This is a genomic window from Pseudarthrobacter sp. RHLT3-21 (genome assembly GCF_059383495.1).
The window spans coordinates 1-11370 of the sequence record NZ_JBWZCI010000044.1; the positions used below are offsets into that span (position 1 = coordinate 1).

At 59.8% G+C, this 11370-nt stretch carries 12 protein-coding genes and 2 pseudogenes; 4 read left to right on the plus strand and 10 right to left on the minus strand.

Annotated elements, in window-relative coordinates:
- The 10 genes and pseudogenes from AC50YA_RS22565 to AC50YA_RS22610 all read right to left on the minus strand — a co-directional run.
- A pseudogene (locus tag AC50YA_RS22565) lies at nucleotides 1-490 on the minus strand (primary-amine oxidase); the annotation flags it as partial.
- Nucleotides 491-593: 103 nt separating this feature from the next.
- A complete protein-coding gene (locus AC50YA_RS22570) occupies nucleotides 594-1595 on the minus strand; it encodes a heme-dependent oxidative N-demethylase family protein (RefSeq protein WP_494984397.1) in 1002 nt (333 codons plus the stop codon).
- A complete protein-coding gene (locus tag AC50YA_RS22575) occupies nucleotides 1592-2569 on the minus strand; it encodes a PDR/VanB family oxidoreductase (protein ID WP_494984398.1) in 978 nt (325 codons plus the stop codon). The genes AC50YA_RS22570 and AC50YA_RS22575 overlap by 4 nt, the downstream gene beginning before the upstream one ends.
- Entirely contained in the window at nucleotides 2566-3051 is a 486-nt protein-coding gene (locus AC50YA_RS22580) for a dimethylamine monooxygenase subunit DmmA family protein (RefSeq protein ID WP_494984399.1), read from the minus strand. Before AC50YA_RS22580 ends, AC50YA_RS22575 begins: the two co-directional genes overlap by 4 nt.
- Before the next feature lie 9 nt (nucleotides 3052-3060).
- On the minus strand, nucleotides 3061-3441 hold the full coding sequence (locus AC50YA_RS22585) for a cupin domain-containing protein (RefSeq protein ID WP_494984400.1): 381 nt from the start codon (nucleotides 3439-3441) through the stop codon (nucleotides 3061-3063).
- Nucleotides 3442-4523: 1082 nt separating this feature from the next.
- A complete protein-coding gene (locus tag AC50YA_RS22590) occupies nucleotides 4524-6002 on the minus strand; it encodes an APC family permease (protein ID WP_494984401.1) in 1479 nt (492 codons plus the stop codon).
- 11 nt (nucleotides 6003-6013) lie between these two features.
- Nucleotides 6014-6154, minus strand: a complete 141-nt coding sequence (locus tag AC50YA_RS22595) for a hypothetical protein (RefSeq protein WP_494984402.1) — start codon at nucleotides 6152-6154, stop codon at nucleotides 6014-6016.
- A 260-nt stretch (nucleotides 6155-6414) separates the two neighbouring features.
- Nucleotides 6415-6795: a cupin domain-containing protein gene (locus AC50YA_RS22600; RefSeq protein ID WP_494984403.1), complete on the minus strand. Its 381-nt coding sequence runs from the start codon at nucleotides 6793-6795 to the stop codon at nucleotides 6415-6417.
- 764 nt (nucleotides 6796-7559) lie between these two features.
- Nucleotides 7560-8282, minus strand: a complete 723-nt coding sequence (locus AC50YA_RS22605) for a cache domain-containing protein (protein ID WP_494984404.1) — start codon at nucleotides 8280-8282, stop codon at nucleotides 7560-7562.
- Nucleotides 8279-8998 carry a FadR/GntR family transcriptional regulator gene (locus tag AC50YA_RS22610; protein WP_494984405.1) on the minus strand — a complete coding sequence of 240 codons (720 nt, stop codon included), beginning with the start codon at nucleotides 8996-8998 and terminating at the stop codon, nucleotides 8279-8281. The genes AC50YA_RS22605 and AC50YA_RS22610 overlap by 4 nt, the downstream gene beginning before the upstream one ends.
- 414 nt (nucleotides 8999-9412) lie before the next feature.
- Between AC50YA_RS22610 and hxlB the strand changes: the two genes are divergently transcribed.
- The 4 genes and pseudogenes from hxlB to AC50YA_RS22630 form a co-directional block, all read left to right on the plus strand.
- A complete protein-coding gene (gene hxlB / locus AC50YA_RS22615) occupies nucleotides 9413-10012 on the plus strand; it encodes a 6-phospho-3-hexuloisomerase (protein WP_058932918.1) in 600 nt (199 codons plus the stop codon).
- A gap of 55 nt (nucleotides 10013-10067) precedes the next feature.
- A complete protein-coding gene (hxlA, locus tag AC50YA_RS22620) occupies nucleotides 10068-10691 on the plus strand; it encodes a 3-hexulose-6-phosphate synthase (protein ID WP_494984406.1) in 624 nt (207 codons plus the stop codon).
- 244 nt (nucleotides 10692-10935) lie between these two features.
- A complete protein-coding gene (locus tag AC50YA_RS22625; protein ID WP_099093390.1) occupies nucleotides 10936-11151 on the plus strand; it encodes a hypothetical protein in 216 nt (71 codons plus the stop codon).
- 46 nt (nucleotides 11152-11197) lie between these two features.
- Nucleotides 11198-11370, plus strand: a pseudogene (locus AC50YA_RS22630) (glucose-6-phosphate dehydrogenase); the annotation flags it as partial.

Sequence of the window (11370 nt, forward strand, 5' to 3'; positions counted from 1 at the left end):
CGAAGACCAGGGCGCGCATCAGGCGCCGTCCCTCGTTGTCTTCACCGAAGTAGCCCACGGACCACGGTTCGAAGCAGACCAGGCCCATATCGGTGATGCCCCGCTTGGCCAGGGCCGCCTGGACCTCGGGGTTCTTCCGGCAGCTCTCTTCACCCTCGGCGAACTCGTCCAGCATGAAGGGAGGATGAATGTTGGCAGCTAACTGCGTCCACTTCGAGACGATGCCCGAATCAAGGTCGACAATCGCCTCGTAGGAACGTCCCTCGGCACGGTCGACGAGAACTGCATCTGCCTCGCGCACCGTCTTAGCGCCGGTCCTGAGCAGTTCCTTGTCAGGCTCGCGCAGCTCAATACTGATGAAACGGAACGACTCCGCCGTGGCCTGGCCACCTTTAAGGATTGACGCGGCCCGGGAAATCTCATTCCGGGAAAGCGGGTCCAGGGGGTGCGTTACCCCTGCAACAGTTTCGGTTTCAATGTCGATAGACATGCTTTTCTCCTTGGTTCTCTTCTACAAAATGAGGGTCAACGAAGTCCTGGCAGCCGGCGTGTTCTTCCTCGGTCGCCGGCCGGATAGGGGGCCGTGCCGCTGGTTAGCTGGCCAGCAGCCAATCAGATGCGGCCTTGCGGTAGCGGCTGATGCCTTTGTACTCGGCCATGTCTTGCGGGAGTTCGGCCAGCACGCGGCCCATGTTGTCCCGCCAGAGGGGTACCTGGGCAATGTCGGAGAGGGGCAGAAGGTAGGTCCGGACCAGGAACAGCACGGCCCCGGAGTGTGGGAGACGGATCAAGTGCTGAACTTCCACCCGGAGGTGGAGCCTGTCCGGCAGCGACGGGTCCTCGGCTATGGTGCTGCGGTCCTGGGCCCACTTCGGGTAGGTTTCGGTGGAGGTGTCCAGACGCCGGTCCACGGTCATGGTCCAGTTGGTTCGACGGTACTGTTCCCCTGGTTGTAGACGCATGAGGAACTGCTCGGCCCGGCTGATGATCTGTTCTTCCTTCACCCTTGGGACGGGGTGATGAATTTCGAGGAATTTCATGCCTACGTCGAATCCGAGGGACCAGTCGGCGGCGAATGTGACGAGACCTGCGTCGAGCCAGAGCGCATCTTCGCGCTGGTCAAGAAACACCAGGTCGTCCTGGATCTGGCTGCCCAGGAACCGCAATGGGCCCATGGGAAGCGAATCGTCGTCGCCGATGGTGAATGCCACTTCGAGCTCTTGCAAGGTGTTCCGCCAGCGGCAGTGGTTTCCTTCCCGGTGGAAAGACATAGTGCCCGGGTTTTCCTCCGCCATGGCGGGCAGCAGGGTTGTGATGGCGTCCCACACGGCGGGTCGCATGTGGGGGAGGACCTGCAATCGGGAGGGATCCCTGTCCAACACCCCGTCGCGTTCCTTGATGTCCTGAAGGTAGTGTTCGTCGATGTCCAGCAGGTGGCCGCCCCAGGCGCCGGCGTCTGTCTGCACTATTTTGCGGGACGGTTCGACATTGGCGCTGTAGCGGTAGCTTTCGCCGGAAAAGGGGAAGGGGAAGCGTCTGATCCGTTCCGGGAGGACGGCGGTGTCAGGGTCTTTGTCGGTGATGGTAGTACTCAAAGGTCCAACTCCAATTCTTCATCCAGGCTGCGTGAAACGCAGCACATCATGGTGGTGTTCTCGGCCTTTTCCTTGTCACTCAGGTAGAGATCCCGGTGCTGAGGTGCCCCTCGAAGTACTGACAGGGAGCATTCGCCGCAGATGCCTTTGCGGCACATGTTCGGAATGCTTTTTCCTGCTTTTTCGAGTGTCTCCAGCAACGAAACGCCGGCCGGAACTTCCAATCTGATGCCGCTGCGGGCCAGGTTCACTGCGAACGGTTGGCCCGCGTCCAGTTCGGCCGCACCAAAGGCTTCTGAATGCAGCAGGCCCTTGGGCCAGCCCAGATCCCGGGCCTGCCCGAGGACTGACTCCATGAAGGCAGCAGGCCCGCAGACGTACAGGTGCGTTCCGAGTTTCTGGGTCGTGAGAGCTTCCGTCAGAACTTTCTGGAAGCTGCCGCGGTCATTGCATTCGGTCAGGGCCGGTCCCAGCAGTTCCTTGGCGTCCGCCAGGTGTGCCCCCGCCCCGGGCCGGTGGGCGTAGATCAGGGATGCCGGTGTGCCCCATTCGGCGGCGTACCGGGCGTGTGAAAGCACCGGTGTGATTCCGATTCCTGCGGCAACAAGCAGATGATGCGTCGCTGTTGCTGCAGGGGCGAAGGCACTGCGGGGACGCGACACCTGGACACGGTCGCCGATGGCAAGCCGGTGCATTGCCACGGACCCGCCGGCGCCGTCTTCGCATTGGAGGACCGAGATGGTGTATTCGGAAGGCGCGCTGCCTGAACCGGTGAGCGAATAGGCATTAGCGCCTTCCCCGCATTGGACCACAAGGTGGCTCCCCGGGACATAGGAAGGCAGCGGTTCCCCCGACGGATCACCAAACGTGATGCTGACGATCGATGCCGTCTGCCTCCTGAGGTTGGTCACCTCCAGCAGGAGGCCACCTTCCACCGCCGGGTGGACATGGGGCTGGAGCGCCGTCGCGGTCATGCTGCCTCCTCGGCATGGGCTGAGAATCCCAGGTACCCGCCAATTCGACGGGAAAAATGATCAGTGAAGGCCAGGGTGGTGGCGCATCCTTGACACTCCACCTCCGAACCGATTGCCTGATCGGTAGTAGTGGCGGTGCGGCAATGTCCGCAGAAAACAACCCGGGGCCCGACTTCGTCACACAGGATGGCCAGATCCTCGTCCAGCAGTCCGCAGCCCGCGGCTGCGGCTGCGGCTGCATGGACGTCCGCCGGGGGACCGGCGAGTACGAGACGGACCCCGACGCAGGAACCTCCGAGCACTGACCTGAGGTCCGAGAGGGTTTGCGTGTTAGCGGACGCGAAACGGAGGTCATGCCTGGGCCGGCCGCCGGTGTCTTGATGAGCGAGGGCATCTGTTGAGCCGAACGATGCACAGATGACCCCGCGGAAACCCGGTTCGCAGCCGGTGCCGGCTGCCTGGTGACTGGTCGCGGAACGCATGGTGGGGTCTTAGGGTGCGAAGGTGCGGTCGCCGGTGAAGAACCCCAGGCCATACTCAGGGGTTTCAAACTTGACGGTGGTGCCCTTGGGGAAGAACAGCACATCGCGTTCCTTCGCGTGCGTTACTTCTCCTGTCGTCTGGTCCGTGAGGATGAATTCACCCTTGATGACGACCTTCATTTCGTCGTACGTGTACGCGTACACCAACGGCTCGGAAGCCTTCAGTTCGAAGAATCCGGCGCACATGACCGAACCCTCGGGGTTGTGGAGGGAGTCGCCGATCGCGGAGATCGTCCCTGGCTCGTTCATCGACGGCAGTCCGATGAAGCCGTTTTCTACTTTGTGGATGGAGCCGGCCTTGCTGAGTGTTCCTACGAGTGCGGTTTCCATGATTTCTCCTATGAATAGTGGTGTTAAAGATTTCTCAGTGCTGTTCATCGTTGTCAGAGCTGTTCGTCTTTGCTGCATGTGAGACTGCGCTGGAGATCTAGTTAGAACCCTGGCTGGGCTCCGGGAGGAACCGTCTGCGACCCCGACATCCTCTGTTTCCAGAGGGCCAGCCGAGCCCTCCTTCGAGCCCTGCTTGGTGTGATGCCAGTCACGAACGTTCGTCCTGCTTGCAAAGCTACGCGACGTTATTCATCTAGTCCAGTCTTTTTTAGAATTATTAATGTGAGAGATTCAAGTTAATATTTCTCCCCCGACTGTTGACATATTGGAAGAATCAAGAAAAATGTGCGCGACCGCCAATCATGGGGCACGAGGAGGCCAGTGTTCGACTCGAATCCAGATTTTGTGCCCACAAATCCAAGGCGAGCCTGGTCCGTCGGAGAAAAGGCGGCCGGCCCCAGTGTCCGCCCGCAGCGATGACCTCATCGCTGCCCGATCTCCGGCGCCAGCCCCGAATAGGGCTCGCGAAGCTCTTCACGCTGCACCCACGAATACCTATAGTCCAATATCTTTTCCCGCGGCGCCCTGCCCTTCTTCCAGGAGCTCGGGAAATAGCTGGCCCGAGCGATGCGGGCCATGGTGCAGGGAGGCAGGCGGTGCCGTCATGGCTGCGGCGGGACATCGAGTCCGGCGGTGCGAGAGGGCGGCCAGGGAACCGGCGGCCGCATTCGCTTGGGCGGTCACTTCGTCGACTAGCTCCCCCCGGGGCAACGCCACCTCAAGGGTCACGGAAGCAACCGATAACCCCGATCCTCCGGCAAAAGAGGCCAAGGAAAATGCGTAAAGGGAAAGCAAGTACGCAGATTCCCGGACACAGAAACAGGAAGGCAGACCATTCTTGACCGATCTGCCTTCCCGTCTTTGAGGCAGTGACTGGCTTGAGCATGGGTAGGCGGGGCTTGTCGCCAATCTCCCTGCTGTGGCCACTATTTTGGAACCTGTTACGGAGCATTGGAACGGTGACCGGCAGTTAGCAGGGGGACTCCTTTGGATCGAGAAGCCGTAGGTGCAGGTTCTGTCACCTAGGATCTGGAGGCCTTTTCCAGGTCTGCGGCATCGTCATCTAAGGAGCGAGCAGTGGCTGCTTTTTTGGAGCGACTCGATTCGTGCTGGGAGTAGAACCAGATGGGTATGTAGAGCGCCAGTACGATGAAGCCGACCCAGGTCGGGGTCCAGCCGATCTCGAGGCTGTTGAGGTAGACCACACCGATTAGGCACAGGGGCAGATTGAACAGGCCAAAGATCATGGCGACATTTTTCCAGCCCTTGGGTGCCGTGAAAGGCCTCTCCAGAGCAGCGAAGTCGGGGTGCTTTTTGGCTCTGACGTAGGCGAACAGGCTGATGCCGTTGGCGCAGGTGTAACCTATCGCCGATGCCGCGACAATCGCGGCGGGGTTTCCCATCGAAATCAGCAGCAGGTTGAAGGCTCCGATGACGAGCATGGCCACAAAGGGAGTGCCGTGGCGGTTCGTTTTGCCGAGGGACCTGGGGAGGTTGCCTTCCGTGGCCATGGAGTGCATGGCGCGGGACGAGCCCAGGTAAGCGGTTTGGATGATCAGTATCATGGCGGCGATCAGCATGATGATGGTGATCATGGAGCCGGCTTGGCCAAAGACTGCCTGGGCGACCGGAATCAGGGGCGAGACAGGTTCAGCCAGTACGCCGTCGACACCCAGCACGCCGATTACTGCGGTTTGCACCAGTACATACGAGAAGAAGCAGATGATGCCGCAGGCAAGCAGGGCTTTGGGGACGTCTTTGGACGGGTTTTTGTATTCGGGGCCGTAGATGGCGGCCGTTTCCCAGGCGCAGGCGCTCCATTGTGCGATCGCAAAGATGCCAAAGAGAATCAGGATGTGGTGCAAATCCCAGGCCCAGTCTGTCGGCACCCAGTTGCCGGTGATGTTAGTCAGCTCAATGTGTCCGGTAGCAAAGGGCGCCACCGTCAGGACGACCAGCGGTATCAGAGAAAAGGCAGCCAGGATGTACCCCAGTTTGGCGCCATCCTTGAGGCCGAACCAGTTGACGGCGAACAATCCGCCGAAAATCGCTACCCCGGATATCAACGAGAGCTGATACTCGGTGAACGTCTCGCCCAGCACCGGAAACAGCCCATGCAGGTATCCGCCGACCAAGATGGAAAAAATCGCCAGTACCGGGGTCCAGGCGAACCAGTAGCTCCAGGCACTGAAGCCGCCGATCAGCTTGCTCTTGTCGTACTTGCCCTGGTAGTTCTCGGTGCGAAAAATATGCTGCGCAAAACCCGGCAGGCCAGAGGCCTTGGGAAAGGCTGTAGCCATCTCGGCGTAGGCAGCGTTCTGAAAGAAACCCTGAAGGACCGACAATCCCCAGATAAGAATGGCTGCAGCCGATAAATACATTGGAAGATAGCCCAAAGAGGGCAGAATCAGAAGGGGCACACCCAGCGCAATGGCCAGACCCTGCTTCCAGTCGATCGACCTTTCGAGGTCATCGACTCCGTCCGAACGATTTTTACTCATAAGAATCTCCTTTAGACGAACTTAAATTCGTCTGATTTTTTAGACATGTGAGTTGCTTCTTGAATCGTTAAAGAGGCGGCGAGGAAAACCACAACACTCTTGCCGGCAGGTGGTAATCGTGTGGCTTGCCACTGCTCGGCGGGATCAATCATGCTGATTGATTCAACAGGCAGCGCATAATGCGGCAGACACTACGGCGATTTGAAGGTACATGGATGTTCGCCGTCGGGTCGCGGAGCAGGCGACGGACCCCGACGCAGCAACCTCCGAGCACAGACCTGAGGTCCGAGAGGGTTTGCGTGTTAGCGGATGCGAAACGGAGGTCGAGGGATGCACAGATGACCCCGCGGAAACTCGGTTCGCTGCCGGCGCCTGAAGCAGGCGGCCTGGATTCAGAACGCATGGTGGGGTCTTAGGGTGCGAAGGTGCGGTCGCCGGTGAAGAACCCCAGGCCATACTCAGGGGTTTCAAACTTGACGGTGGTGCCCTTGGGGAAGAACAGCACATCGCGTTCCTTCGCGTGCGTTACTTCTCCTGTCGTCTGGTCCGTGAGGATGAATTCACCCTTGATGACGACCTTCATTTCGTCGTACGTGTACGTGTACACCAACGGCTCGGAAGCCTTCAGTTCGAAGAATCCGGCGCACATGACCGACCCGGCGGGGTTGGAGAGGGAGTCGCCGATTGCGGCATCACACCCGGGTTCGTTCATCTGCGGCAGGCCGATGAAGCCGTTTTCTACTTTGTGGATGGAGCCGGCCTTGCTGAGTGTTCCTACGAGTGCGGTTTCCATGATTTCTCCTATGAATAGTGGCGTCAAAGATTTCTCAGAGCTGTTCATCTTTGTCAGAGCTGTTCATCTTTGCTGCATATGAGACTTGGTGAAGATCAAGTCAGAGCCCTGGCCGAGGCTCCGGGAGGGATCGTCTGCGAACCCGACATCCTCCAACTTCCAGAGGGCCAGCCGAGCCCTGCTCGGAGTTCTGCTGGTGTGATGCCTGTCACGAAGGTCGTCCTAACGGGCAAAGCTACGCCTCGAAATTCATCTAGTCCAGTCTTTTTAAGAGTTGGTTCCGGCCGGGCTTAATTTTCGCGTCAGCATGCAGAGGCAACAATCGCAGTGCTTGCCTTAGGCAAGGAGCGCTATCCCTGGCCTGATCTAGATGGCTTGTAAGCCAATACATGAACCGTTGGCGGCTGAGTGCGACGGCAGTCGGGGGGGTGGAGTGCGCCTGGTGGAAGTGCTTCTTTGTATGTTCCGATCCAGACTCTCGAACGGAGGTGGGTGTGATGTATATCACTCCAACGGCTGCAGACTTAAAGCTATGCGGCAACAGTTTTCTTGCGGATCTTGGCCAACCTTGTCGGTCCCGTGTATTGAGGCCGGTGCCGCGGCTGGAGTCCGGTGCGATCGGCGGAGGAGTTCGTGGGCCCAACCATTCTTGACCCGATCGCCGAGGTGCGCACCAACAACCCAACCAGGCTCCCCGGTGACCACGGCACCCTGACCTGCCGAATCACCAGAGCGCGAACAATAACAACGATCCACTGCCTACTTCAGGAGGTCTGAGGCTTGGTGGTGTAGATCAGCGAGAGCCCGAGGTGGGGAACATTCAGAGCCATTTGATGCTGGTCTGGAGATCCGGACTTGATCCGCTCGCCAACCAAGTACCTGCCGGAGTTGCCGAGAATGACGCGGTTGCTGGCGTTGATGAGGGCGGCATCGCCTGGGATGACGCGCAGGCTTGGCATGATGAGGGGTTCCAGGTCCTTGATCCGAATGTCGCATCCCGCTACGCCGGCAAAGTTCCCAAGGACGGAAAACGGAGCCGCGAACGTAAGGATGTATTCCTCGAAGCCGAGATAGTCGACATAAGGGCCCCAGAGGGTTTGCTCACCTGTGGAAGCGGCGGTCGAGAAGAACGGTAGCTTCTCGTAGTCGTAGTATCGGTTGCTGCCTGGCGTCGGGTCAAAATCAAGCCTGCCGATGGCGCCGGATTCCTTGCGGGACCACCATTCCCAAGCTCGGCCGCCCTCCTCAACGGAATCCGCGGCGAAGAAGGTCCCGGCGCCGACAGCAAAAGTGTTCTTCGTCAGGAACTCCCGTGAGAGTTCGTCCAATCCGACCAGGGCAGCCTTGTCGATCTTGGACTTGCCGGCGAGATTTCGTTCAAGCAGCGAGGCAACGGACCTGGAGAGTTTCTCAGTCTCCATGGCGACGCCGCTAATCCACGAAGTGAGGGCAGTGGCAGCATGAACGACTTCAATGGTGGGCTTCATTGACCATCCTGGATTGATTGGGCGTAGCCGAGGGTGAGTTTCTTGTCGATCAGATGGAAAATGTTTCGCCTGATGTGCTCAAGTACCAGTTTCTGGGCCTTTTCGGGTTGGTCTTGGGCGACTGCCCGGACCAATTCCAAGTGTTCAGCGGTTGCCTGTTCTGGGTCAAATGTCACCGTGAGGGGGGTCCATAGCTGTTGAACTGTTTCTTCCTGAAGCCGGATTTCGGCGTTGGCAAGCCTCGGTGATTGTGCGGCTACCGCCAACTCGATGTGGAAGCGGCTGTCAGCAGGTGCACGCAATTCGGGGGTTGAGGCCAGAACCAATGCTCGCGCAAGTTCCTGAAGACGGTCGACGTCGTGTGCTTCCGCGCGCTCACATGCCAGACGGACGGTTGTGGCTGCTATAGCGGAGTGCTCGTCTCCGATGTCACGTATTTCCGAAATGGACGTTGAGAGGAACCAATCCCGGATGGTGTCGATCTGGGTACGAGGCTGGTTGACGACGAAGGTTCCCCCGCTCCGGCCTCTGCGAGTCTCGACGACTCCCCGCTCGCGCAGGTCCCCCAAAGCTTCGCGAAGAGTCGCGCCGCCAACCCCAAACATCTCCGAGAGTGCCGCTTCTGGGGGCAGGCGTTCACCTACTTTGAGCAGCCCGAGGCCGATGGCCTTGGTGATTCTGTCCACAATCGCGTCGGCCCTCTCGATTTCCGGCAAGGACCGATATATCTGCGATTGGAATGAGGACGGCGAGGCCAAAAGTCTGCGCTCCGAGAATGGGCTACGGGTCAGGACAACAACAAGCAGCCCGGACAGGACCTAAAGGACTTAACTCGTTCTTCAGAGTCTATGCAATAAATCCTTCAAGACTGCGGCTTTCAGAACGATAGGCCTCCGCGCTCAAGCGGACCGGTCCCTCTAAGGCCACTCGTCCGGCATGGCACGTCCCATGGACCACGGCGTTGGACGCTTCCTCAACGGACGGCCTGGGACAACGCCCAATCCTTAAGTGTAGTCAGAACCGTCAGAAAACAGTGTTACCCCTGCCCTTTTGCTTCGGGATTATGGATATCAACCAGAAAGCATCGTTCGGCCGATACAGGCCGACGACCGAAGGGAAAGGGACAAATCGTGAATCCGACAGCAAGTACAACGCTCACCGGGTACAGCACCACCGGTGACATTGTCCGCAATCTGTCTCTCGTCAGGGACGAGATCGCGGACACAGCGGCCAAGATCGACGAGCAGCAGGTAGCCGACGTGGCCCGCCATCTCAGCCACCCGGGCCGGGTGTTCGTGGCCGGCGCGGGCCGAAGCGGCCTTGTCCTGCGCATGGCCGCCATGAGGCTGATGCACCTGGGCCTGGATGTGCATGTCGCCGGTGACACCACCACTCCCGCAATCAGTTCCGGTGACCTGCTCCTGGTGGCCTCCGGATCGGGAACCACCTCGGGAGTGGTCAAGTCAGCGGAAACAGCGGCGAAGGCCGGAGCGCGGATTGCCGCGTTCACCACCAATCCGAGTTCGCCGCTCGCTGGTCTCGCAGACGCGGTGGTGATCATTCCCGCCGCCCAGAAGACCGACCACGGCTCCAGCGTTTCCCGCCAGTACTCGGGGTCTCTCTTCGAGCAGGTCCTTTTCCTCGCTACGGAAGCACTCTTCCAGTCGCTGTGGGACAACACCGATGTACCCGCCGAAGAGCTCTGGCTCCGGCACGCCAACCTCGAATAACCGAGCCACCATTTTCAACACCCACCGCATTTCCCAACAGAAGGAAAACAACACCATGAAACTCCAAGTTGCTATGGACGTCCTGACCACTGAAGCCGCCCTCGAACTGGCCGGCCAGGTCGCCGAGTTTGTCGACATCATCGAGCTCGGCACCCCCTTGATCAAGGCTGCCGGCCTCTCCGCCGTCACCGCTGTCAAGAACGCGCACCCGGACAAGATCGTCTTCGCTGACATGAAGACCATGGACGCCGGCGAACTCGAAGCCGACATCGCTTTCAAGGCCGGCGCTGACCTGGTCACCGTGCTCGGCTCCGCCGACGACTCCACCATCGCCGGCGCCGTCAAGGCAGCCAAAGCCCACAACAAGGGCATCGTCGTTGACCTCATCGGCGTGGCAGACAAGGTCACCCGCGCCAAGGAAGCCCGCGCCCTGGGTGCCAAGTTCGTAGAGATGCACGCCGGTCTCGACGAGCAGGCCCTGCCCGGCTTCGACCTGACCGGGCTGCTCCGCGCCGGAGCAGAAGCGCGCGTTCCGTTCTCCGTCGCAGGCGGCGTGAAGCTCGCCACCATCGAAGCAGTCCAGAAGGCCGGCGCCGACGTAGCCGTCGTCGGAGGCGGCATCTACAGCGCGGCCGACCCGGCACTGGCAGCCAAGCAGCTCCGCGCTGCCATCGTCTAACCATCCGAGTGACGGCGGCGTCCCGCGCTCGTAAAGCTGCGGGACGCCACCTCCGGGCTGCAGGACCCTGTGACTTCTGGGTGCCTGCAGCCGCGGAAAGTCTTACCTGTACTGCCCGCGGAGAAACTTCACCGCGGGCAGTCCAGGTTCGGTGCTGAATTCGATCTAAGACCACATCACACCCTCAAGGATGAGGGCTTGGCACATTGGGGGACCCTAATCCCTGGAAAGGAAGCTGTTCATCATGCGCACTCAGACCGCCGAGCATTTGGAAGTCCACGTTACCGAGCCTGGTCGACTCTACGAGTTGCTCGACGATGCAGAGGCCGCGCTGAGGCAAATAGCCAGGCCCCAATGCTATGCCGGCATTCTGGTCACGCGCCATGATCCTAGCCGGTACACCCTCGCACTCAGCGACACCGTTCCCTATGGGGAGACCCGCGAGCAGATACTCTCGTGACCGTCGGTCGACTGCCGCACTGCCTTGTCGAAAGTTAGAAGCAACAATGTCAGTTACTTACGTTGATTCAAGTGTGAGGTCCGGGCATAAGCCAGGGCGTAATCCGTTGCGGGATCCTCGTGACCGTCGTCTGAATCGGATTGCCGGTCCGTCGTCGTTGGTGCTCTTCGGGGTGACCGGGGATCTTGCCCGTAAGAAGCTCATGCCGGCCGTGTATGA

Coding starts and splice junctions, on each gene's coding strand:
- AC50YA_RS22590 (WP_494984401.1), bottom strand. CDS start 6,002: ATGAGTAAAAATCGTTCGGACGGAGTCGATGACCTCGAAAGGTCGATC.
- AC50YA_RS22580 (WP_494984399.1), bottom strand. CDS start 3,051: ATGCGTTCCGCGACCAGTCACCAGGCAGCCGGCACCGGCTGCGAACCG.
- AC50YA_RS22600 (WP_494984403.1), bottom strand. CDS start 6,795: ATGGAAACCGCACTCGTAGGAACACTCAGCAAGGCCGGCTCCATCCAC.
- AC50YA_RS22595 (WP_494984402.1), bottom strand. CDS start 6,154: ATGATTGATCCCGCCGAGCAGTGGCAAGCCACACGATTACCACCTGCC.
- hxlA (WP_494984406.1), top strand. CDS start 10,068: ATGAAACTCCAAGTTGCTATGGACGTCCTGACCACTGAAGCCGCCCTC.
- AC50YA_RS22585 (WP_494984400.1), bottom strand. CDS start 3,441: ATGGAAACCGCACTCGTAGGAACACTCAGCAAGGCCGGCTCCATCCAC.
- AC50YA_RS22605 (WP_494984404.1), bottom strand. CDS start 8,282: ATGAAGCCCACCATTGAAGTCGTTCATGCTGCCACTGCCCTCACTTCG.
- AC50YA_RS22625 (WP_099093390.1), top strand. CDS start 10,936: ATGCGCACTCAGACCGCCGAGCATTTGGAAGTCCACGTTACCGAGCCT.
- AC50YA_RS22575 (WP_494984398.1), bottom strand. CDS start 2,569: ATGACCGCGACGGCGCTCCAGCCCCATGTCCACCCGGCGGTGGAAGGT.